The sequence below is a fragment of the Citrobacter sp. Cf088 genome, from assembly GCF_030334295.1.
In the GTDB taxonomy this organism is placed as follows: Bacteria; Pseudomonadota; Gammaproteobacteria; order Enterobacterales; family Enterobacteriaceae; genus Citrobacter; species Citrobacter freundii.
The window spans coordinates 276,943-299,629 of sequence record NZ_JAOWEE010000052.1 but is presented as its reverse complement, the minus strand read 5'-3'; the positions used below and the strand labels follow the sequence as shown (position 1 = coordinate 299,629).

The 22,687-nt window shown below is 51.0% G+C and carries 18 protein-coding genes, 2 tRNA genes and 2 pseudogenes; 14 read left to right on the top strand and 8 right to left on the bottom strand.

The genetic code is table 11. The features are described 5' to 3' along the window. The first annotated feature begins 92 nt into the window (after positions 1-92). Positions 93-1,300 (top strand): IS3 family transposase gene (locus OGV71_RS12775; protein ID WP_089617520.1). Its coding sequence is split into 2 segments (ribosomal slippage): positions 93-414 and positions 414-1,300, totalling 1,209 coding nucleotides; the frame shifts between segments, so codons are not numbered across the junction. Positions 1,301-1,456: 156 nt separating this feature from the next. Here the strand turns inward: OGV71_RS12775 and OGV71_RS25580 are convergent. After that, positions 1,457-1,615 (bottom strand): annotated as a pseudogene (locus OGV71_RS25580) (DNA methylase); the annotation flags it as partial. A 673-nt stretch (positions 1,616-2,288) separates the two neighbouring features. On the opposite strand from OGV71_RS25580, the gene OGV71_RS12765 reads away from it, so the two are divergent. The 12 genes and pseudogenes from OGV71_RS12765 to OGV71_RS12710 all read left to right on the top strand — a co-directional run bounded on the left by OGV71_RS12765 (position 2,289) and on the right by OGV71_RS12710 (position 12,281). After that, complete coding sequence (locus OGV71_RS12765; protein WP_003836489.1) at positions 2,289-2,594, top strand: helix-turn-helix domain-containing protein; 306 nt, start codon at positions 2,289-2,291, stop codon at positions 2,592-2,594. Between the two features lie 225 nt (positions 2,595-2,819). Continuing rightward, entirely contained in the window at positions 2,820-3,524 is a 705-nt protein-coding gene (locus OGV71_RS12760; protein WP_016150178.1) for a DUF1120 domain-containing protein, read from the top strand. Between the two features lie 99 nt (positions 3,525-3,623). Then, on the top strand, positions 3,624-4,328 hold the full coding sequence (locus OGV71_RS12755) for a fimbria/pilus chaperone family protein (RefSeq protein WP_071697181.1): 705 nt from the start codon (positions 3,624-3,626) through the stop codon (positions 4,326-4,328). 202 nt (positions 4,329-4,530) lie between these two features. Then, positions 4,531-6,864, top strand: coding sequence for a fimbrial biogenesis usher protein (locus tag OGV71_RS12750; protein ID WP_286533403.1), 2,334 nt, complete (start codon positions 4,531-4,533; stop codon positions 6,862-6,864). Beyond that, entirely contained in the window at positions 6,861-7,412 is a 552-nt protein-coding gene (locus tag OGV71_RS12745; RefSeq protein WP_071697183.1) for a DUF1120 domain-containing protein, read from the top strand. Before OGV71_RS12750 ends, OGV71_RS12745 begins: the two co-directional genes overlap by 4 nt. A gap of 4 nt (positions 7,413-7,416) precedes the next feature. Then, positions 7,417-8,199: a DUF1120 domain-containing protein gene (locus OGV71_RS12740; protein ID WP_032941311.1), complete on the top strand. Its 783-nt coding sequence runs from the start codon at positions 7,417-7,419 to the stop codon at positions 8,197-8,199. Between the two features lie 72 nt (positions 8,200-8,271). Then, positions 8,272-9,252: a GlxA family transcriptional regulator gene (locus OGV71_RS12735; RefSeq protein ID WP_003029273.1), complete on the top strand. Its 981-nt coding sequence runs from the start codon at positions 8,272-8,274 to the stop codon at positions 9,250-9,252. Positions 9,253-9,330: 78 nt separating this feature from the next. Then, entirely contained in the window at positions 9,331-10,341 is a 1,011-nt protein-coding gene (gene gap / locus OGV71_RS12730; protein ID WP_204583605.1) for a type I glyceraldehyde-3-phosphate dehydrogenase, read from the top strand. Between the two features lie 212 nt (positions 10,342-10,553). Beyond that, positions 10,554-11,031: pseudogene (locus OGV71_RS12725) on the top strand (glutathione peroxidase). A gap of 199 nt (positions 11,032-11,230) precedes the next feature. Further along, positions 11,231-11,307 (top strand) — tRNA-Val (locus tag OGV71_RS12720). A gap of 4 nt (positions 11,308-11,311) precedes the next feature. Next, positions 11,312-11,388 (top strand) — tRNA-Val (locus OGV71_RS12715). Between the two features lie 170 nt (positions 11,389-11,558). Beyond that, a complete protein-coding gene (locus tag OGV71_RS12710) occupies positions 11,559-12,281 on the top strand; it encodes a substrate-binding domain-containing protein (protein ID WP_204583607.1) in 723 nt (240 codons plus the stop codon). Here OGV71_RS12710 and OGV71_RS12705 read toward each other — a convergent pair. From OGV71_RS12705 to puuE, 6 genes are all read right to left on the bottom strand, one after another. After that, positions 12,268-13,020, bottom strand: a complete 753-nt coding sequence (locus OGV71_RS12705) for an ABC transporter ATP-binding protein (RefSeq protein ID WP_204583609.1) — start codon at positions 13,018-13,020, stop codon at positions 12,268-12,270. The genes OGV71_RS12710 and OGV71_RS12705 overlap by 14 nt on opposite strands. Further along, entirely contained in the window at positions 13,017-14,021 is a 1,005-nt protein-coding gene (locus OGV71_RS12700) for a FecCD family ABC transporter permease (protein ID WP_286533400.1), read from the bottom strand. Before OGV71_RS12700 ends, OGV71_RS12705 begins: the two co-directional genes overlap by 4 nt. After that, complete coding sequence (locus OGV71_RS12695; RefSeq protein ID WP_204583613.1) at positions 14,008-15,063, bottom strand: ABC transporter substrate-binding protein; 1,056 nt, start codon at positions 15,061-15,063, stop codon at positions 14,008-14,010. Before OGV71_RS12695 ends, OGV71_RS12700 begins: the two co-directional genes overlap by 14 nt. A 158-nt stretch (positions 15,064-15,221) precedes the next feature. After that, a complete protein-coding gene (locus OGV71_RS12690) occupies positions 15,222-16,232 on the bottom strand; it encodes an ABC transporter substrate-binding protein (protein ID WP_048218989.1) in 1,011 nt (336 codons plus the stop codon). A 9-nt stretch (positions 16,233-16,241) separates the two neighbouring features. Then, positions 16,242-18,374 (bottom strand): TonB-dependent receptor, encoded by a 2,133-nt coding sequence (locus OGV71_RS12685; protein WP_286533397.1) that lies wholly within the window; start codon positions 18,372-18,374, stop codon positions 16,242-16,244. A 213-nt stretch (positions 18,375-18,587) separates the two neighbouring features. Continuing rightward, on the bottom strand, positions 18,588-19,850 hold the full coding sequence (gene puuE / locus OGV71_RS12680; protein ID WP_204583615.1) for a 4-aminobutyrate transaminase: 1,263 nt from the start codon (positions 19,848-19,850) through the stop codon (positions 18,588-18,590). 106 nt (positions 19,851-19,956) lie between these two features. On the opposite strand from puuE, the gene pdxR reads away from it, so the two are divergent. Then, positions 19,957-21,432, top strand: coding sequence for a MocR-like pyridoxine biosynthesis transcription factor PdxR (gene pdxR, locus OGV71_RS12675; RefSeq protein ID WP_171858265.1), 1,476 nt, complete (start codon positions 19,957-19,959; stop codon positions 21,430-21,432). Positions 21,433-21,475: 43 nt separating this feature from the next. On the opposite strand, the gene OGV71_RS12670 is transcribed toward pdxR, so the two are convergent. Then, positions 21,476-22,684, bottom strand: a complete 1,209-nt coding sequence (locus OGV71_RS12670; RefSeq protein WP_204583617.1) for a c-type cytochrome — start codon at positions 22,682-22,684, stop codon at positions 21,476-21,478. Between the last annotated feature and the right edge of the window lie 3 nt (positions 22,685-22,687).

Sequence of the window (22,687 nt, the reverse complement as noted above, 5' to 3'; positions counted from 1 at the left end):
ATGATGTAGCCCCCTGAAACACCGGACAGTAGCTGTATCTCCAGATAAGAGATAGGCTTGAATATATGTCTAACACTAACGCCAATTTTGAGATGACCGGGATCCTGTTAGGGCAAGAAGTCCGTAAACGTAAAACTCCTCAGGAGAAGATCGCCATTATCCAGCAGACGATGGAGCCGGGTATGAATGTCTCCCATGTCGCCCGCCTGCATGGTATCCAGCCCAGCCTGCTGTTTAAGTGGAAGAAGCAATATCAGGAAGGCAGCCTCACCGCCGTTGCGGCTGGAGAGGAAGTCGTTCCTGCTTCTGAGCTTACTGCTGCTCTGAAGCAGGTCCGGGAGCTTCAGCGCCTTCTGGGCAAGAAAACGATGGAAGTTGAGATCCTGAAAGAAGCCGTGGAGTACGGTCAGTCGCGAAAATGGATAGCGCACGCGCCCTTGTTGCCAAAGGACGGGGAATAGCCATGGTCAGCCGGACCATGGGCGTGTCGCGTGCGCAACTGTCACTGCGGATTAACCGTTCTGCCGACTGGCAGGACAGGCGCTGTAACCGGCGTAATGAAGAAGCAGACGCAGAAATACTGTCGGCTATCCTCAACATTATCAGCGATATGCCGAGTTATGGTTATCGACGCGTGTGGGGCATCCTGCGCAAGCAACGTCGCACAGAGGGACAGCCACCTGTGAATGCCAAACGGCTTTACAGGATAATGAGCGAGCATAACCTGTTGTTGTTGCATCACAAACCAGAGCGACCGAAGCGTGAACATAAGGGCAAGATAGCGGTGGCAGAAAGCGATATGCGCTGGTGTTCAGATGGCTTCGAGTTCGGCTGCGACAACGGCGAAAAACTGCGGGTAACGTTCGCGCTGGACTGCTGCGACCGTGAGGCCATAGACTGGGCAGCAAGCACGGGAGGCTATGACAGTTCGACCGTGCAGGATGTGATGCTGAGGTCGGTGGAAAAGCGCTTCGGCGACAGGTTGCCCGACACAGCGGTGCAGTGGCTGACGGATAACGGTTCAGCGTATACCGCGTATGAAACGCGGAGGTTCGCGAGAGAGCTGAATCTGGAGCCCTGCACAACAGCGGTGAGCAGCCCGCAGAGTAATGGCATGGCCGAACGGTTCGTGAAAACGATGAAAGAAGACTATATCGCGTTCATGCCAAAACCGGATGTGAGAACAGCACTGCGAAACCTTGCAGTAGCGTTCACGCATTACAATGAAAACCACCCGCACAGCGCGCTGGGATATCACTCCCCGAGGGAATACCGGCGGCAGCGGACATCGTTAACTTAAGATACAAAAGCTGTTCGGAGATGGAGGGTCAAGATCAATGATCCTGAGACGATTTCTTAAAGCATCTATTAGATAAGCATCTTAGTACAAAGCAAGTGTAGATGGCTAAGTTGAACTGCCCCAAGGTCTGATACCGCGCTAAGTTCGTAATGCGTTCATCAGTGCGTCTGTTTTGAGGACACATTTCATCTCATTGCAGGTGGGTTGTAGCCATTCATCGCTTTTGTCGCCGGCAATACTGTGTCGGAAAGGCCACGGACTCCGACCAACTGCGGGGGATCTGTGGGGGATGAAATCAACGGCACGATCCGGAAAGAAGCGGAAAAGCCGCCCGACCTGTGTCCACTCAGGCGCGGTACACTGGAGCCAACAATGGATATCCTTACGCATCGCGCGATATGGACATGGAACCGCAAAGCGTCATTACAAAACATCCGTAAAGCTGTTCGGATAGTATATCGTGCTGTGGGTGTGAGTGAATTCAGGCAACGGGCAGATATCACCGCAATTTTTACTCTGAACTATAAATTATGAGTCCCCTTTAATCATCAATATTATTGTTGAGACCTGACAATGGTCATTTCAGGCTTTATTTCTAATTTTCAGCACCAGATACCCGCTGATATTTATAGAACACATCTGTAATTTACTCCTTATTGGTGTAACGTGTAACTATATATTTCACGGAGTAACCAAATAATAGTAATTATGATTGCGCGTGAAACTATTAGTGTATTCATGACTGTGAGATAAGTAGATCGTTATCATATATTATTTTTATATTTCATGAAGATACAACCAAACCTCAAATTCATTTAATTTATTGAAACAATCGTTTAACCTGTTTTGATAGCTTTATTCTATTGATGATTTACTGACCGATCGATATTAACTTGTTTTAAGAGTAAAGGATGTTTGCAATACTTTTATGGCCGAAATATATGTCAACAAATAAATCAACATAAACAAATAGTAAACGGAGTCGCTAATGCACTTGAAATACAATATATCTAACGTTAACGCCAGAATCGGTCGATTCGTTCGTAGCAACCGACAAAAAATGAATATGAGCGCAGAAGAGTTAGCTGTTGAGTTAAATATATGTCAGCAGCATGTATCACGGTTTGAACGGGGGCAGTGCGCTTTTACGTTAGAGTTTATTCTGCGAATTCTGAACGTTTTTAACATAAGACTGAGTCATCTTGTCAGTGAAGTTTTCTATGAGGATTCACAGGTATTTAGCAAGGCCAGAAACATTATCCAAAACAATTCAATGACTAAGACCATTAATTAACGAGCTTGATTTTTTAAAAACAGCATCTACTGGACAATATTCTTCAAGAGAAACTAAATACAACATATTGCTTTTGTATTTCTCTAATTTTTACCGGGTGTGAATATCTAAAACCTGCTACGTGAAGAAAGTCATGCTCCGCATCGCCATGTTTACTTGAATAAAGTGAACATGGCGCTGCACAGGCGTTGTATTTTTAAATCCATAATTAGGAATATTACTTAAATGAAATTAAATAAACTACTGGTTGCTTTATCGCTTACTTTTATTTCCGGCTCAGTCCTTGCGGCAGGTGGAGACACGGCCACGCTTAAAGTCACCGGAAAATTAGTGCCGGGCGCATGCGCCGTCAATCTGGATAACGCCGGTATTGTTGACTACGGAACAATGTTAATGACGAACCTGTCTGCAACTGAAGACAATCAACTGCCGGAAAAACGTATTAATATGGGTATTAAATGCAATTCCGAACGACTTGTTGCGTATACCCTTCATGATGAACGTAGAGATTCTCTTTATAATGGTGTGATTAAAAATGCCACCGTTGATGGCAGCGATATACCCGCAAGCAGCAATCAATTTGGTCTGGGGCTTACGAACGACGGTGAAACAACACTGGGGGCATATACTGTTATTAACTGGTTCCCTGATATGACTTATTCGGGTAGCACTGACAATCTGGTGTTTATCAGTAAAAAAATTACCAGCGACGACTGGTCACGCACGGCCTCTGGCAGCACCGTAAACGGCGTGGATGTTGCGGCCAGGTTACACACCTTAGGTAATCCTGATACATTAACCCCGGCAGCTTTCTCTGAATTGAAAGTTCCATTATCTATTAAAGGAGTTCTTCGCAAAGGGGAAGACCTTAAGATTACGGATGAAACGAATCTCGACGGTGAGGCAACGATTTCTCTGGTTTATCTTTAATAATATCCCGTAAATTAATACGATAAAATCAATTTTATCGACTCTGTTTATTACCGGGCCATGTTCTAATGGCCCGGTAAATATACTGGAATAACTACAATGCGTCAGCCATTTTTCTTCTGGAAAGTTCTTTTCATTCTTTCACTTTTCCTGATATGCGTCCCACAGGTTAGTATGGCCACCGGAATGCAGCCTGGCAGTTCCCTTTTACTGATCCAGGAAAAGGAAAGCGGAGGCAGCATGAATGTCACCAATACAGACAATATCCCTTCCCTGCTTTACACACAGGTCATTAATGTTGACGGTGAGGATGACACGATTAAACTCCTGCCGACTCAGCCGGTAGTCCGGGTTGAAGGAGGTAAGACTCAGCAAGTTCGATTTATTCTTAAAACGGAAAAGCCGCTAATTACTGAGCATCTTAAACGTGTCATTTTCGAAGGTATCCCCCCAAAAATCCCCGGTAGTAACAAAATTGGTATTACCATACGTCAGAATTTACCCGTACTTATTCATCCAGAAGGATTACCGGAACGAAAAGATCCCTGGACGTTACTTACATGGCATAAAGAAGGCAATCAGCTGAAAGTTACTAATCCAGGCCCCTATGTCGTCCGCCTGGCCCAGCAGTTTGTCACACTACCGTCGAAGACACAATTTGACCTCGGGAGAACGTATTTACTGCCGGGCCAGCATATAACCTTATCATCAGCATCCTCGCTTACGGCTGATAACGAAGTACGTTTTGTTCCAGTCAGCCGTTACGGTGTTCAGGTGTCGGAGTTTATTGCTTCGCTAAATTGAAAGAAACTTTAGCGCCAGACCGGATGTCAGGTTTCAACGCTGAATATTTATTATAAAAACCTATTTCGCATCAGAACGATTTATATCCGAGCTCCTGCAAGGATAGCTATAAGGTTAATAAATGCCCTTTAATTTAATCAGAACATTGCCTGTTCACAGGTATGCATATTATTTATTTCTCGGTCTACTTGGTAGTTACAGTATGATGTTATCCGCCGAACCTTTACTATTTGATGACGGAAGATTAAAAAACCGTGGACTGGATGCTGGTCTGAGTCATTATTTTTCTCACGCCGCACGTTTTTCACCAGGCGAATATCCTGTTAGTTGGGTGATTAACGGGCGCAATAAACGTCAGCTTATGACGCGATTTAATGCGCAGGGCGAACCCTGTATAACTCCTGAAACATCCCGAAATCTCGGACTTGCGTATGAGTTTAATCAAGGATGTCTGGATTATCAGACGCTTTATCCCGCGGCACAGTTAACGGCAGACCCGTATAAAAATCAGATTAGTATTACAGTTCCGACATCTGCGCTGACGCCAGAAAGCATCTTATTACGGAAGGATATTATTCAGGGAGGCACATCGGGGCTGCTTAATTATAATCTGCAGTCGTCAACCACAGTTCAGTCCGGAAAGCACGAAACTTATCAACTGGGACTATTTGAATCAGGACTGAATCTGAATGACTGGCTGCTTCGCAGTCGTCATACGGTATCGTACAGTGACGGAACACGTCGTTCTCAGCGACTATATACTTATGTCCAGAAGACGTTTCAGTCGCTACAACAGACTTTTCAGGCAGGAGAGATATACGCTCGTCAGACGCTACTCGCCATTCCTGGATTAACGGGGCTTCAACTGTTTCCTGATAGTGCACTGCGTCCTGCTCGTAGCGGCGTTTCTGTTCAGGGAATAGCGCGTTCCGCGCAGGCTCGTGTTGAGGTTTATCAAAACGGACAGTTAATCGAGGCAACACAGGTTCCTGAAGGACCGTTTTCATTAGATAACATTTCCATGCTCAGCACGCAGTTTCCGCTGGATGTGAAAGTGACGGAACAGGATGGTCAGTTAACAACGTTTTCAGTACCTGTCACGGCCTTACAAACTCCGGCCGACGCTCCCCTTTATGGGTCTGTGGCACTCGGTAAAGTGCGCGAGACAGTTGCCAGCGATGAATCGGCCCCCTGGCTCATTACCGGAAGTCAGGGGATGCGGATTTCCCGACAGGCAACGCTAAGCGGTAGCGCTCTGGCCTCAGCACAGTATCAATCCGCGGCGGCATCCCTGAGTTTTATTCCGATACCGGCATGGTCACTGTCGCTGCAAACCACGATGGCACAGGAACAGTACACGCATCATGCGGGCAGCAAGGAAAGCCTCAGTCTCCGCTACCAGCTTAACCCTTCCGCCAGTATTCAGGCGGCCTGGACCACAACATCTGCGGGATTTCGTGAGCTCAGCGACGCTGTAAATCATACGACTTCCACAGCGAACAGTTACTACAATGTGGGAGGTAACTGGGCTCATGAACATTTAGGTCTGTTTTCGCTGAGTTACTCGACCTCCTCCGCGCGTGACCATGCCGCCACACCGAAATCATGGTATGCCTCATGGTCAAAAAACTGGCGCTGGGCTGGACATGGTCAGATTAACCTTTCGGCCACATGGCAACGTGTTTCTGGCTCCCGGACGAGTACGCAACGTGACGATGATGTCTTTTATATCCGACTTGGGCTGCCTCTGGGACACGATCGCGTAAATCTGTCCCTTCGTCGACAGGGCTCCCGGACTTATAACGATGTTCAGACCAGCGGACAATGGGACGATATGTCATATTCGCTATCGGCAGGACGGGACTGGCAAAATGCCCAAAATACCATCAGCGGCAGTTTTGGGCAGAATTTGCATTATGCCCAGATGAGTGGGTATGCCAGCCAGACCGCCAATTATTGGGGGTATGGCGGTTCGCTAAGCGGTGGGATTTCCGTTAATCAGGAAGGGATACTTTTTTCACCTTATGCGATTCAGGAATCATACGGCGCCCTTTCATTAAATTCTCCGCTTTCCGGGATCAAAGTATCTACCCCGCAGGGCCCCGTCTGGACTGATTATCGCGGCAAAGCGCTGGTTCCCGGCTTAACACCGTGGCAGCCCTCTCGTCTCAATATTGATGTTAAAACGTTGCCCAGACATGTCGAGTTAACCAATGGTGCCGCGGAGCTTACCGTTTCGCGAGGAGCCGTCGCATTCACACAATTCAGGATATCAGACACCCGCAGGGTACTCATGACAGTCAGACGTACTGACGGAAAGCTTCTGTCTAAAGGAAAAGGGATCGTAGACAGCGATGGGCAGTACGTGACGAATTCTCTGGAAAAAGGCCTGGTTTTCTTTAGCAACCTGCAGCCCGGTGAGTCGTTCTTTGTGGGAGATGACAACGGTAGCCCCATGTGCCAGCTACAGTATTCCCTGCCCCCAACACCACCTCAGGATGGTTTATATGAAGAGTTAACGGGAGTATGCGAATGATTCGTTTAATATCATTATGTTGTGGCATTGGTTTTATTGTCAGTCCGGTCGTTCAAGCGCAGTGCAATATTATTGCCAGCCAGTTGCACCACGAATACGGCAAAGTCCGGTTTCAGGATACTGAGCCCACCGGGCAGGTCCAATGGCAGCAGTTGCCCGCCCGCCAGGTACAGGTACAGGTGCGGTGTGATGTTCCTCAACCCATACATATCCGGTTTGATGACAATAACCGTCGTGGACTCGACTTCAGTTTCGGTGAGGAGGGACGGGCAACGGTGATGTTCAGTGAAGCGTTTGTCGATAATAAGAGTAGCCAGTTCGTTGTTCACCACGAGCTTAATAAATCGTCTGAATTACGGTCGCAGACCCCTGTTGCAGTTCTCAACGGGGACACAGTTGAGCTCCAGCAACATCATCAGCCGGTGAACGGGATGTCGGCCACTTTCCTGCTTACGGTTATTCCCCGTGTACAGGCCCGCAGCTTTCAGGTTTCAGATCAGCAGGCGTCAACATTGTCATTACGTATGACCGTACCAGAGAGAGAATAATTTGATGATTTCATTTTGGTTCAAGGAAATTTTCCAGCGTGTTATATACCACCAGTCAAGTGTTACAGGAAAGATGCGCCTGATTTCGCTTATTAAAAGCCGGATACATCGGTGGCTTTGTTGTGCCGGGGGGATATTTTGCCTGTTGATTACGAAGGCGTATGCGGAAAATACGGTGGATGTGAGCTTTTCAGCTGAAATGATCCCGGCCGCATGCCGGGTATCGCTGGATAATGGCGGCACTGTGGATTACGGTACGCTGAGTCTCTCATCGATCCGTTCTTCATCTCCCTATCTGTTGACGCCACGTGTTATCGGCTTGCATATACAGTGCGAGAGCCTGCGACAGGTGGCATGGATGGTCAATGATGAAAAAGCGGAAACCCGGGTCCGTAACCTGATAATTGACTCTCACGATGATAAGACATCTGGTCGGCATTCATCTGACACCCTCTTTGGACTGGGTGTTACCTCAGGTCAAAAACCGATTGGTGGTTACCTGATAACCGCATTAGCCGGGGAGAGCGCCGTGGAAGGCGATATCGCATCATGGGGGTATCAGACGGGGGAACAAGAACGGAGCATGTGGCAATCAGCCGGGACAGCACTAACACTGATTTCAGGCATCATGAGACTGACTCCGGTGGATGCGAAAAATAATCCCGTGGCAATTCGTCAGTTGACAATCCCCCTCAGGATCTCTGCCGCCATTGCCTCCGATGGCCTGAGCTTACAGGATGAGACTGAGTTACAGGGCGAGGCCACAATCAGCCTGATTTATTTGTAATATTGGGACAAGAATAGTATCCCGCAACACATGTCTGTTGACTTATTTTGTAAAAAGACTACTTTTCAGGACATGAAGAAGATACTCATCATTGTTCCCGATGGCGGCATGCTGTTTGAATCCGCCGGTATTGCCGACATCATGATGCAGGCCAACCGCCTGCATCCCAAAAGCGCTACGGAAACCTGTTATCAGGTTCAGTTAGCCACAACGCAACCACATCAGGTGATCCATGGTCAGTCCGGCCTGAACCTACTGGCAGATCATCGCCTGCATGAGATAGATCCTCGCGAACCTCTCGATACCATCATTATCACTGGCAGAGGTCAAAATCCGCAGGAAGGAATTGCTGTGGTTGACTGGCTGCGCCTTGCCGCTCCCCATGCCCGCCGCATTGCATCCATTTGCGGCGGTGCGATGCTGCTGGCACAAACCGGGCTGCTGGACGGCAGACGAGCCACCACCCACTGGAAACTACTTGAAACCATGCAGGCAGAATTCCCTCAGGTGCGCGTCGAAAGCGGTCCGCTTTATATTCAGGACGAACACATCTGGACATCGGGTGGCGTGAGCTCCGGCTTTGATCTAACGCTAGCGCTGGTTGAAGAGGATTATGGTTTCAGTCTGGCGCGCGACGTCGCTCAAGACTTCGTCATGTACCTGCGCCGTCCTGGGGGCCAGCTGCAGTTTAGCCGCTACAACCTTCAGCATACCAGTACTCTGGGCCCGATTAACGATCTGCTGGTCTGGCTGCTTGAGAACCTCACCGCCGACCTCAGCGTGGATAAACTGGCGGAAAAAGTCGCCATGAGTCCACGTAACTTCACCCGCGTGTTTACCCGGGAAACAGGAGCTTCACCGGCGCGCTATGTAGCTGAAGCTCGTCTGGCCGCCGCCCGGCAGCGTCTGGAGCAGACCAACGAGACGCTGGAGCGTATTGCCGAACAAACGGGATTCGGCAGCAGCATCAACCTGCGACGACTATTCGAAAAACAGCTTCACCTGACCCCGGGCGAATATCGCCAGCGTTTTCATTGTCGTAAAATGGCCTAAAGTGATCCTTTTTTGTCGTTTACGCCAAGCAGTGATCGGCCTAAATTTATGCCAGAGACAACAGATAAGGAGTTGATCATGGTAAAGGTCGGTATTAACGGTTTTGGCCGTATCGGACGTAACGTACTGCGTGCTGCACTGGGTAACTCGGATATTCAGATTGTGGCAATCAACGATCTGACTGACAGTAAAACATTGGCGCACCTGCTGAAATACGATTCGCTGCTGGGTAAACTCGATGCCGACGTCGCCGCCAGTGAGGGGCAACTGGTCGTTAACGGTAATTCCATTACTGTTTTTAGCGAACGCGACCCAGCCAAAATCCCCTGGCATCAACGTGAAGTCGATATTGTCATTGAAGCAACCGGCTTCTTCACTGAACGAGACAAGGCGGCAGTACATATCCACAGCGGTGGCGCAAAGCGCGTAATTATCTCTGCTCCAGGTAAAAACGATGATTTAACCATCGTGATGGGCGTTAACGATCATCTCTACTCGGCGGATAAACACTTTGTCGTCAGCAACGGTAGCTGCACCACCAACGGTCTGGCACCTGCCGCGCAGGTTTTGCACCAACATTTCGGTATTAAGCATGGTCTGATGAACACCACCCATGCCTACACCAACAGCCAGGCGCTGCACGACCAACCGGAAAAAGATCTTCGTGGCGCCCGCGCCGCTGCATTGTCGATAGTGCCCTACTCAAGCGGTGCTGCAAAGGCGCTTGGCAAAGTCATCCCTGAGCTGGATGGTCGCTTAACCGGTTATTCGCTGCGCGTACCAGTTCCGGTAGTGTCAATTGTCGACCTGACCGTCACGCTTGAGCGGGATGTAACGGAAGAAGAAGTCAATAATGCATTTCGTAACGCCGCCGCGACGGGGCCGCTGAAAGGGATCCTGGGCTATAGCGATGAACCGCTCGTTTCAAGCGACTACCAGGGTGACCCGCGTTCATCCATTATCGACGGCCTGTCAACGTTGGTAATTGGTGGCAATATGGTCAAAATTCTCGCCTGGTACGATAACGAATGGGGATTCTCCAATCGGCTCGTCGACCTGGCGCTGTTAATGGCAAAAAACGAGCGCTAACTCCTGCTTCCCACGCCCTCTTAAAATCCACGCCTGGCGTGGATTTTTTAACTCTGCCACGGCAGATTAAATGTGAGTTTGATGGCGGAGCAATTCCTCTCAACTTAGTCATTTTATTAATCTTACGGTTGCTACCATAATAAAAAGTCACTAAGCGAAGCCTATAACCCGCAGGCAATATGAGTAATGTGAACTTAATTGAGGATTCCGGTATGACCACCTTTCATCAACTTACTGCCACCAGTCTCAATGGCCAACCCATCTCGATGGCCGATTACGCTGGCAAACTGGTGCTGGTGGTTAATACCGCCAGTCATTGTGGATTCACGCCACAATAGCAGGCCTCGAAGTGCTCGATAAGAAGTACGCCGCACAGGGTCTGGTGGTGCTGGGTTTCCCCTGCAACCAGTTCGGTAAACAGGAACCTGATGGAGCCGATGAAATCGCACAAACCTGTCACATCGACTACGGTGTGAGCTTCCCGATGTTTGAGAAAGTGGACGTCAACGGCGCTGGGACGCATCCGGTGTTTCGTTTCCTGAAAGATGAATTACCCGGCGTGCTGGGTGGATCAAGTGGAACTTCACTAAATTCCTGATCGGGCGCGACGGTAAGCCGCTTAAGCGTTTTGCCCCCTACACGACTCAAGAGAAAATAGAAGCCACGATCCTTGCAACGCTAAAAGACTGAGTGCTCATGTCATTCAAACCGTTCCCATTATGCCCCTGCCTGCTGCATGAATAAAAAACACGCTGCAAAATCAACAAAATATAATCAACTTGCTTAATTACTCTGCAATCGCGTGAGATCAGGAAGAAAAATGCCATTTCCCTCTTGCCTCATTCGGTCTGTGCCGCTAATATTCGTCCCCGTTGTCACCTACAACGTTGCGTTCATAGCTCAGTTGGTTAGAGCACCACCTTGACATGGTGGGGGTCGTTGGTTCGAGTCCAATTGAACGCACCATCTTGCGTCCGTAGCTCAGTTGGTTAGAGCACCACCTTGACATGGTGGGGGTCGGTGGTTCGAGTCCACTCGGACGCACCAAATCATCTCTTCGATTTGGTGCTATTTCCCCTCAAAACTATCGTTTTATCTTCGGTTTTATCATTTCCTACGTTGCTACAATAGCAATGCGTTAAATCATTCTAAATTCCATGCTCAACGCGTATCATTCATCTTCTTCGTATAATGTCTTTCGTCAGAGCCCGGATACCATGCCCTCTTCCATTCTCCTGTTCGCCGCGGGCAGTTTACGCCCAGCATGTACCCCGCTGATAAGCCAGTTCACGCGCATGAGTGGAATAGACGTCAAGATTGAATATGGTCCGGCCGGTTTACTGCGCGAGCGTATTGAAGCGGGTGAACCGTGTGCGCTCTTTGCCTCCGCCAACCGGGAACATCCGCAAAACCTGCTGGTACGTAATAAAGCCGTCTCAACGCACACCTTTTGCTGGAACAAACTGAGCCTTGTCAGCAACCGAATCGGAACCTGGCTGGATTTACTCCGCGACCCAACGCTGCGACCAGGGACATCAACGCCCGTCTGCGACCCTTCCGGAGACTATACCTGGGCATTTTTCGACAATATGGATGTACTGGAACCAGGACTCGGGCAGCAACTTCGGGCGCGCGCTATCCCACTGGTTGGTGGCCGTGATACGGTTAAAATCCCGCAAGGAGAACTGGCGAGCGCCTGGATCCTGCGCCAGGGGCTGGCCGATCTGTTTATCGGTTACGCGCATTACGCACACGCGCTGCACGCGATGACCGACGTACATTACGTGGCTATTCCGGACGAGCACAATATTTTTTGCGAATACCAACTGGCGGTGCTTGATGCATCCAAAGAAGTCATGGCGCTGGTTGAATTCATACTTTCCCGCAGCGGTCAGGCGTTCCTTACCGCCGCAGGATTCTTACCGCTTAACGCCGAATAGAAAACAACGGTGCGATAAACGGCGTAGGGTGATTCTCCACGCTAAGTTTTCGCAGCGGTAAGCCATAGGCCAGAAACAGATTCTCTTCGGTCACAATGCTGTCCGTTGGCCCTGCCCGCCATTTACCTTCAGGGAGTAGCAGCAAAGTATGGGAAGCAACCTGCAACGCGTGAAGCGGATCGTGGGTCGAAAAGAGAATGCTGCATCTCTGTTGATGGGCCAAATCGCTGATGAGCTGGAGCACCACCTGCTGATTGGCGAGATCCAGCGCGGAACACGGTTCATCAAGTAACAACGTTTGACACTCAGTCACCAGAGCCCGGGCAATCATCACTAACTGTTGCTGCCCGCCAGAAAGTGAGCCAAATGAGATGGAGGCAAGATGCGCAATACTCAACTGCTCTAATGCCTGCATTGCTCTTTGTTGATCCTGCTGGCTGGGTTGCGCAAAAAGCTTCACGTGCTGTGCTCGCCCCATCAGCACCACATCGCTGACCGTATAAGGAAACGGTAGATGGCTATGCTGTGCCACAATTCCTATCCCACCGTTATTTTCAATACTCCCGCCTAAAGCAGGCAGCGTGCCGGTTAGCGTATCAAGCAGCGTACTTTTACCCAGACCGTTACGTCCAAGCACGGCCCAGATATCACCTTTCTGGCAACAGAACGTTAGCGGCTCAAATAGCGGCGCGCGATACCCATAAGAAAGCTGATTTACGCGCAGTGCGGCAGGTATCATGATTTCTCCCGACGGCTGGTACGAATGAGCAAGAAAGCAAATAACGGCGCACCGAACAATGCGGTGATGATCCCCAGCGGTATCTCCGCGTGCATCAGAGTGCGGGCAATATCATCCACCACAATCATAAAACCGCCCCCCAACCAGAAGGCACACGGCAGTAGACGACGATGATCAACGCCCACCAGCAAACGCGCCAGATGCGGAATAACCAACCCAACCCAGGCAATACTGCCGCTGACCGCCACCTGAGCGGCGACCAAAAATGCGCAGCACACCAAAACGCTGCGTCGCAGAGGAACCACCGCCACCCCCAGTGCTCTGGCATCTTTGTCATTGAGCGATGACAGGTTTATCCGCCAGCGTAGCTGGAACAAAACCGTCGCGGCGATACCGACTGGAACCGCCAATAGCAGTACTTTATGCCAGTTGGCCGTCGCGAAGCTGCCCAACAGCCAGAACACAATATTAGGTAACGTCTCTTCGGTATCAGCCTGATATTGGATCAGGCTCACCAGCGCGGCAAAAAAGCCGCTCAAAATGATACCTGACAGGATCAACACCAGCGTATTCTCCAGCCCCTGTAACGCAGCAACGGCATACACCAGGATCAATGCCGTCAGACCGAAGAAAAACGTTGACCCCATCATCAGCAAGGGCGAAAGACCGAGCAGGATGGCCAGCGTTCCGCCAAAGGCCGCCCCCGACGTCACACCGATAATATGCGGGTCGACCAGCGGATTATGAAATACTCCTTGCAACGTCGCCCCGCATAACCCCAGCGCGCCCCCCGCCAGCAGCGCCATCAGAATACGCGGTAATCTGACCGTCCAGATCACCTGGCTGGCTATTTCCTCAGCGTCGCTATAGTGCGTAAGGTGGTAAAACACCTCGCTTAACGACAGCGGATATTGTCCGAGGCATAGCGAACTGACGCCCAGCAACAGGACCACAACGATTAAGAGCGGTTGCAGGGGCAAAAAACGGTTACTTAGCTGCATCAGACTGCCAGTTCACACGATAAAAACGCTGATAGTAATCTTGCGCCTGCGCATCAACGTCCACATCTTTATAGGCATCCGGATACAGTTTTTTGGCCATCCACAGTTCACCGATCGCCAACGCCTCTGGCATCGGATAGCCCCAGGCTTTGGCGTATTCAGGCATCAACCAGACACGATGATTTTTCACCGCATCAATCCCCTGCCAGTTCGGATCGTTTTGGATCTGAGTTACCACCTGCGGATAGCGATCCTGGACAAAAATCACCTGCGGGTTCCACGCTAATACCTGCTCCAGCGCAACCTGACGGGCCCCTTTCACACTGGCAGCCGCCACGTTTAATCCCCCCGCGTGCTGCATCATCAGTCCGGTGTACTTCCCGGAGCCGTAAGTCATCAGGTCGGGGTTAGCCATATAAATACGGACTTTTTGCGCATCCGGGATGTTTGCAACCGGCGCATTGAATTTTGCTCGTGCCGCAAAAACGTAGTCGATTAACGTTTCAGCCTGCGGTTTGCGCCCCACGACATCCGCAATCAGGCGAATACCCTGCTTTAACCCTTCGTTGTAGACCTGCTCTTCATCGGCCATAGTCGGGTTCATTTTATTCTGTTGCCCGTCGGCATCTTTGCGCAGTGAGATAGCAACGACCGGAATACCGGCGTTCTGAATCTGCTGGATCATCTCCGCGGGCGCATAGTTGGCGACAAACACCACCTGTGGATGAATTGCCAGCAGGCTTTCAATGTTCACGCTGGTGAGATCGCCCGGTGTCGGCAATGTAGTAATCGTCGGCATAAAGCGCGCAAATTCAGGCCCGAGCTGTTTTTTCCAGCTCGACATCACGCCAACAATGTCCTGCTGCGCATTGAGCTGGACCAGAATATTCAACGTCTGGTGTTGCAGCACGACCACTTTGTCCACATGGTCAGGAATCGTGACCTGACGACCAAGCTGATCGGTGATCGTACGGTTGGCCTGAGCAGAAAACGCAAACAACATGCTGGCGCATACCAGCACAAAAGAGCGGAAAGTTAACATGGGATACCATCTGAATAGAGGAGTAAAAACGATATGCATTAAATTATATAACGTGATGACTGGCAACCCATTATCATCATGCAACGCACCAAACCCCACATTTAAGAGGGGTAAAAATGGCGTGCGATCCTTATCTCGCCTGTCTTTACACGCAAGTGTTACTCCTGTGGAGGTAACGCGTTTAAAATTCGCATCGCCTGCGCTGGAGTGAGCGAATAATCGAAGAACTGGCGATAAAAATCGCGCGTCACGCTGACCATATCCAGGCCGCTAAACAGCGTAGGATGCAGTTTTGATGCAGCCCATTGCAGCTGTAGCGCGCTTTCAGTGCCGTAACGATCCCAGGGGAACACGCCCGCCGGATTGCGCCAGACATTACCCTGCTTAACCGCGTCAAGTTCTTTGAACAATGCCGCATATGGCGAACTGGCGATATCACCGCAACCCGCACCGAGAATAATGACCTGCGGTTGCCAGTAGAGCACCCTTTCGGGCGACACCTCCTTCATGTTGCCGTCCACTTCATCTGCCGCATTCCGTCCCCCCGTCAGCGTAATCCAGGTATCGATCAACGTGTTCCTGCCATCGACTTTAAGCGGATTCAGCGACTGAATATGAAGTACCCGAGGGCGCTGATCTGCCGACAACTTCGCCGTTTTAGCCTGCACATCCGCGAGTACACGGTTGAGATACTGATTGTAAGCCGTCGCCCGGGCGCGAGCCTGCCCCGTCCCCAGAACCTCTGCGGTTGTAGTGACCGATTTTTCCATCGAAGCATAGTCAGTAAATGCCATTTCAAGGGCCGGGATGCCCGCCTGACTGTAACTTTGAGCATCCCCTTTTCCTTTTGCCACGAACACCACATCGACGTGCCGAGCCAACAAATCCTCAGTATTAAATGATGTTCCTCGTATCTGTAAGGCTTGCCTCAGGGAAGGGTTGATTTTGAACATCCATGGCTGGTTATCCTCATGGTTGACCGTCACAACAATGTTACGACCTGCGCCCAGCGTCATCAGCACCGAATGATGGGCAAACCAGCCATCCGCAATACGTTCAACATGTGTGGGAACGGTAACTGTGTGACCAGCATCATCCACAACCTGGCGCGTTGCCAGGGCAGGAAACGCCAGCCACACACAAAGCAGCCATGTGTGGCACGTTTTCATGAGCACCCCCTAAAAATCAACCTGAACAGAAACCTGAGCCTGACGCGGTGCACCAAGTTGAGCGCTGGCAGCCCCTGCGCCCGTGTAGCCGGTCAATGCGCCCGGAACAATATTGGTCCAATAGTGACGGTCGGTGAGATTGGTGATATCAAACCGTAAAGTGGTTGGCGTGTTCCACAGTCTGGTGGCATAACGCGTGCCGATGTCCACCGTGGTGTAACTCCCGACCCAACTGTCATTGGCATTATCGGTAGCCCGACGTCCGACGTAATGCACGTTCGTGTCGACATCCAGTCCCGAAACCCGTTCGATGGTGTAGATCGCGAGAATATTCGAGGCGAAACGCGGCAAACCAACAACTTGCTTACCATCCGCATTGCTGGCCGCGGTATTATGAAGCGTTGGATCTAGCCAGGCTCCGCCGCCTAACACGCGTAAATTATGAGTAATATGCCCATCAGCCATCAGCTCCAGCCCACGGTTTTTTTGCGTACCGTCCTGAGCAAAATCGCCGTTGTCGTTGGTATAGGCAAAGGGGCGTTTGGCTTCAAACAGCGCAGCGGTAAGCAGCAGGTCTTTTACAGGCGCATATTTTGCGCCCACTTCGATCTGACGACTTCGGTAGGGATCTAACACCTGCCCGGCATTGCGCGCCCCGGCGGGTGCGGTATCGCCCTGCTGCAAACTGTCCGCCCAGGTGGTATACAGCGTGACGTTCTCCACCGGTTTATACATCAGGCTGGTGGAACCGCTCATGCCATTGTCTTTCTGACGGCTGCTTTCATGCCCAGCTTTGTTGTAGTTACTGACGGTAAACAGGTTCTCGCTGCCGGAAAGCAGCAAGCTCCACTGCGGGGAAAAATGCAGCGTATCGCTTAGCAAAAATGCATGCTGAGTGGTGGTCGCCGAATGATAGCGATCGTTAAAATCTGGATACGGTGGTCGTGGATAGTCGGGATGTTGATTGAGAGAAGAATGCCCCAGAGTGAAAGTGCCACCGTTTCTTGGATTATAGTTTTTCCACACAAATCCACGCATTCCGGTAGCAATGTCCTGCGTCAGCCAGCCAGTATCAACGCTACCAGTCAGGTTCGCTAAATAGCTGTTGATGGTAAAGCGACTGGCCGCCGAATTGGCGGTTGTGGTGGTGTAATCTCCTTGGTTATTCGTCAGAGTATTGGTCACTGCCGTCGATTCTCGGTCTGCAACCTGGTGCAGCGCCCCCAGATCCAGCATCCAGTTGCCGTCAAAATCATGCTTAATATGCATATCGACGGTGGTTGTTTCGTCATCATGACCCGCATAAGACTGACCATACTTACTGTCCGTAGGATCAAATGCCGCGGGGAAGTGAACGCCTTTCGCCAGAGCAAAACTCCCCGGCATACCTTTTTCGTAATAATGGTAATAGCTGAAATTACTCTCCAGCACCGTTTGATCTGTCAGTTGAAAGTCCAGCCCCAAGCCAGCGTACTGTCGACGGACATGGCTATCGGTGGTGTAGCTATGGCCCTCATCATTTAGCAAGTTGAGACGATATTTCACCCGGTCTCCCGCATCGATTGGGCCACTGAAATCCATCGACGTCAGCGTACCCGCCCCTGTACCTTGCCCCACGGTGACGCGGTGTAACGGCGTATCGACGGGTCGTTTGGACACCAGATTAAACATCCCTGCTGGATTGGCGGGGCCATACAGCGACCCGGCGATGCCGCTCAACACTTCAATGTTCTGGAACTGTTCGGTCGAATATTCAGTCGTGGAGACGGCGTTCAGGCCATCAATCATATGGTTTTGTACCACACTCCCCTGCATGCCCCGGGTTTGCGGGCGGACGCCGTCACCCTGAACGGACGGTAGGTAGCGATAGGCGTCTTTCACATCTTTGATTTGTTGCTGATCCAGCACTTTTTTCGACAGCGTCTGCACCGACCAGGGAACGTCTATCAGCTCTCGCTCGCCGAGGCTACCTAACGTTGCTTTTTTTTCGCTCGCAGGAGGTTCATGTTCCGATAACGAGGATTGTGACGTGGCGGGCGCCGAAACGATGACGGTATCTTCAGCGTGAGCCGTTACGGCGGTGGAAAGACAGGCAAAGGTCAACAACCCAGAGGCCACTGGGGTAATTTTGTTATTTAACATTCGTTAATTCAATTCGTTAGATAGAAAGACTGGAGGCTGCTAACGCAAGCACCTTCTCTTGAAGAGTACAGTTATTATATTTGTATGATGAATAGGATAGATCTAATCGATATATATGTAAATATATAACGAGATGTGATTGGTAAATTTACTGCAACAAAAAAGCCGACGGTAATGACGACCGTCGGCTTTAGGTAAAGGACAACTAACGAATTATTTGGTTGCCGCTTTGATGATCTGAAGCGCTTTGGCGAACTGATCCTGCGGAATCGTCAGCGGGTAAAGGAAACGAATAACGTTGCCATACTGACCGCAGGTCAGCAGCAGCAGTCCTTGCTCAAGGGCTTTCTTCTGCACGCGTTGTGCGGCGGAAGCGTTGGGTTCCCCTGTCGCTGGATCACAGAATTCAGCAGCAATCATAGAACCTAAACCACGCACTTCGGCCAGTTCAGGACACCCTGCTTGCGCATCTGTCAAAGCGGCGCGCAGCTGTTCGCCGAGGGCCGACGCACGCTGGCACAGCTGTTCATCATGAATAATGTCCAGTACTGCATGGGCCGCCGCGATCGACAGCGGGTTCCCGGCGTAGGTTCCACCCAGACCACCCGGCGCAGGTGCATCCATGATTTCGGCTTTGCCCACAACGCCAGACAGTGGCATGCCGCCCGCGAGGCTTTTCGCCATGGTCATCAGGTCCGCTTTATCGGCGTAATGATCCATCGCAAACAGCTGGCCCGTACGGGCAAACCCGCTTTGTACTTCATCGGCAATCATCACGATGCCATGCTCGTCGCAAATACGGCGGATGGCAGCCACAAATTCCGGCGGTGCCACCACGAAGCCCCCTTCGCCCTGGACGGGTTCGAAGATAATCGCCGCAACCTGGGTTGGGTCGATATCGGCTTTAAACAGACGCTCAATCGCTTTTAGGGAATCCGCCGTGGAAATACCCTGTAATTCAGAAGGATACGGAGCATGGTAAACAGAGCCAGGGAACGGACCGAAACCTTTTTTATAGGGTGACACCTTGCCGGTTAACGCCATCGTCATGTAAGTACGACCATGAAAACCACCGCCAAATGCGATAACGCCAGGACGCCCGGTATGTGCGCGTGCAATTTTCACCGCGTTTTCTACCGCTTCAGCCCCGGTGGTGAAGAATGTGGTTTTACGCTTGCCATCGATTGGCGCGACGGCGTTGATTTTCTCAGCCAAAGACACATAGCTTTCGTACGGGACAATCTGATAAGCCGTATGGGTAAAAGCCTGAAGTTGCGCTTCGACTGCCTGCACCAGGCGAGGATGGCGGTGTCCGGTGTTCAGCACGGCAATCCCGGCGGCAAAATCAATGTACTGATTGCCTTCGATATCGGTAATCGTGCTGTTTTCTGCCGACTGGGCATAAAAATCACACATTACACCCACGCCACGCGGAGTGGCATCCAGACGACGTTGTTGCAGGTTTTTATTGTTCATTCTCTACACCTTGTCCATTAATACATTTCGGTTGAATTACCCTTTAAATTTAGACGCCGTCTGGTACTTTAATCGAGAGCCAAATCGTTTTATTTTAAGGATCCAAATGCGTTCACTTGCCGGAGATGTGATTAAGCAGGCATTTAGTCAGCAGACTGACGAAAAACTACATCGCCGCCTGTATGCCGCCATTTGTAGTTGCATCCTCGAAGGTAGCCTGAAACCGGCTACCCGAATGCCTCCGTCGCGTGACCTGGCAGGAGAGCTGGCGCTATCGCGCAATACCGTCCTGCGGGTTTACGAGCAGTTGCAGGCCGAAGGTTATATTTCTGCGCGTACCAGTAGCGGCACATTTGTCACTGACAGCGTGCTGGACAATCTCAACCTGCGTCCCAATAAAGAACCTGTTGCTGCGGCTCTGGAGGATCACACCCGCTTATCTGCCCGCTGCCTTGAGCTGTTAGGTAATGCCAGCGCCAGTCCCCGTCAGTGGGGCGCGTTTATTCCAGGCGTACCTGATGTAGAGCATTTCCCGCACCGGGTGCTCAAAAAAATTCAGGACAGGCTGGCAAGACGATTGCGCCCGGAGTTTCTCACTTACGATGCCGCAGGCGGTGTGAATGAGCTTAAAGAAGCGCTGGCGGACTATCTGCGCACCGCTCGCGGCGTGCGGTGTTCGCCGGAGCAAATTCTGATTACAGAAGGTATTCACCAGGCGCTGGATCTGGTGACCCGAACGTTATGCAACCCGGGCGATCACGCCTGGATTGAGGAGCCGGGCTACTGGGGAATCAAAAATATTCTGCGGATCAATGCGGTAAATTTTTCGGCTATCCCGGTTGATGAACAAGGTATGATCCCACCAGATTCAGGCGAAACACCGCCAAAACTGATTTTTGTGACACCGTCACATCAATACCCTCTCGGTTCGGTGATGAGCCTCAGTCGCCGCCGGCAACTTATCTTTCGCGCACGTGAAACGCGAAGTTGGATAGTGGAAGATGATTACGACAGTGAGTTCCGCTTTTCCGGCCAGCCGATCCCCTCTTTGCAGGGGCTGGAAGAAGAGACACCTGTCATCTACATCGGGACATTCAGTAAGACACTCTATCCCGCACTGCGACTCGGGTATGTCGTGCTACCTAAATCGTTAGCCGCTCCGCTGAAAAAGGTTCATAACGACCTCTATCGTGGTGGACATCTGTTGATTCAGGCCGCGCTGGCGGAGTTTATTCGCGAGGGTTATTACGCAGCACACATTCGGAAAATGCGCCAACTATACAGTCGTCGTCGCCAGATGCTGGTAGAGCTTATCAGCCGCCAGCTTGGTGAGCATTATCTTGGTTCCTTCAGCAGCAATGCCGGGCTGCATATGATCTTACAGTTACCCGCAGGGAGCGATGACGCGGTCATTGCCCAACAGGCGAATGCGCAAGGGTTGTTGGTGCGCCCGCTGTCACGCTACTACGTGAATGAAGAGAAACGCAGCGGCCTGTTGCTGGGGTTTGCAAGTATTGAAGAGCATGAAATGGCGGCGGCGTTTACCCGACTCGCGGATATTATCAGGGCAAACACCGTGTAAGCGCTGCCGGATGGTGGTGCAAGCACCTTATCCGGCATACTGTTTAATGTGATGCTTTTTTAATCCCAGCCAGATCTTCATGGCTTACTTCGCCATTCCCTTCACCCCAGGTCTTACGCACGTAATTAATCACGTCGCGCATTTCGTTGTCACTTAACATGCCTCCGTAGGCGGGCATCTTAAAGGATACGCTGCCACGCGTTGTCGGTGTTTCTGCGCCGTGGGCAATCACTCTGAACAGCGGCGTCGGATCATCAACCATGACCAGCGGATTGTTGACCAAAGAAGGTGCGTTATCATCCGTACCTTTCCCTTCCAGACCGTGACAAGTTGAACAGTAACGGTTATAGGTCACTTTGCCCACCTCAGGTGAATTCGACCAGGATGCTGTAGTCGCAGCAGCACGCACCGTTTCAGGCTTCGCGCTTTTCAGACTCAGCAGATATTGGGCGATCGCCGTGGCATCTTCGTCAGTCAGATACTGTGTACTCTGCGTGACGACTTCAGCCATCGAACCTGAAACCGCGGCATGCTTACTCTTACCGGTCAGCAACAGCGATTTTAACGCCTGCTCAGACATTCCGCTGCCCCGCAGCGAAGGCGCATACCAGCCGTCAATCATCGCGCCACTCAAGTACTCGGCATCAGCATTAGTATAGGCTTTTTCATTCATCGCCATACCTCTCGGTGTATGGCATGAACCGCAGTGTCCGGGACCTTCCACCAGATAAGCGCCCCGTTTTACCAGGGCTGCGTTGTCATCTGGTTTCGCGCTATCTACTGTCGTTGCTGGCGCGTCGGTAAACAGCCAGTTCCAGATATGCAGCGGCCAGCGGGCGGAGAGCAGCCACGGAATGGCATTCTCTTTATTGGGTTGCGCAGACGGTGTGACATCATGCATAAAATAGCGATACAGCGCCTGAACATCCTCGTCAGAAAGTTTTGCATAAGAGGGATAAGGCATGGCCGGATAGAGCGGATGACCGTCTTTGGCAATTCCCTGGCGTACCGCCTTTTCAAAATCCTCGTATGAGTAATTACCAATACCCTGTGCCTTGTCCGGGGTAATGTTGGTCGAATAAATATCCCCCACCGGAGTAGGAAACTTTTTGCCCCCCGCCATCGCCGCACCACCTTCAGCGGTATGACAGGCGACGCAGTCTGAAATTCGCGCGATGTATTCACCGTTAGATTCAGCAGCGCTTACCGAAGCGGTAAATAAACAGGCGGCGAGAATGGTTACGTTACGCATAGA

Bases quoted from the DNA above. Each gene is read 5' to 3' on its own strand.
- OGV71_RS12765 (WP_003836489.1), top strand. From the start codon at position 2,289: ATGCACTTGAAATACAATATATCTAACGTTAACGCCAGAATCGGTCGA.
- OGV71_RS12760 (WP_016150178.1), top strand. From the start codon at position 2,820: ATGAAATTAAATAAACTACTGGTTGCTTTATCGCTTACTTTTATTTCC.
- OGV71_RS12755 (WP_071697181.1), top strand. From the start codon at position 3,624: ATGCGTCAGCCATTTTTCTTCTGGAAAGTTCTTTTCATTCTTTCACTT.
- OGV71_RS12750 (WP_286533403.1), top strand. From the start codon at position 4,531: ATGATGTTATCCGCCGAACCTTTACTATTTGATGACGGAAGATTAAAA.
- OGV71_RS12745 (WP_071697183.1), top strand. From the start codon at position 6,861: ATGATTCGTTTAATATCATTATGTTGTGGCATTGGTTTTATTGTCAGT.
- OGV71_RS12740 (WP_032941311.1), top strand. From the start codon at position 7,417: ATGATTTCATTTTGGTTCAAGGAAATTTTCCAGCGTGTTATATACCAC.
- OGV71_RS12735 (WP_003029273.1), top strand. From the start codon at position 8,272: ATGAAGAAGATACTCATCATTGTTCCCGATGGCGGCATGCTGTTTGAA.
- gap (WP_204583605.1), top strand. From the start codon at position 9,331: ATGGTAAAGGTCGGTATTAACGGTTTTGGCCGTATCGGACGTAACGTA.
- OGV71_RS12710 (WP_204583607.1), top strand. From the start codon at position 11,559: ATGCCCTCTTCCATTCTCCTGTTCGCCGCGGGCAGTTTACGCCCAGCA.
- OGV71_RS12705 (WP_204583609.1), bottom strand. From the start codon at position 13,020: ATGATACCTGCCGCACTGCGCGTAAATCAGCTTTCTTATGGGTATCGC.
- OGV71_RS12700 (WP_286533400.1), bottom strand. From the start codon at position 14,021: ATGCAGCTAAGTAACCGTTTTTTGCCCCTGCAACCGCTCTTAATCGTT.
- OGV71_RS12695 (WP_204583613.1), bottom strand. From the start codon at position 15,063: ATGTTAACTTTCCGCTCTTTTGTGCTGGTATGCGCCAGCATGTTGTTT.
- OGV71_RS12690 (WP_048218989.1), bottom strand. From the start codon at position 16,232: ATGAAAACGTGCCACACATGGCTGCTTTGTGTGTGGCTGGCGTTTCCT.
- OGV71_RS12685 (WP_286533397.1), bottom strand. From the start codon at position 18,374: ATGTTAAATAACAAAATTACCCCAGTGGCCTCTGGGTTGTTGACCTTT.
- puuE (WP_204583615.1), bottom strand. From the start codon at position 19,850: ATGAACAATAAAAACCTGCAACAACGTCGTCTGGATGCCACTCCGCGT.
- pdxR (WP_171858265.1), top strand. From the start codon at position 19,957: ATGCGTTCACTTGCCGGAGATGTGATTAAGCAGGCATTTAGTCAGCAG.
- OGV71_RS12670 (WP_204583617.1), bottom strand. From the start codon at position 22,684: ATGCGTAACGTAACCATTCTCGCCGCCTGTTTATTTACCGCTTCGGTA.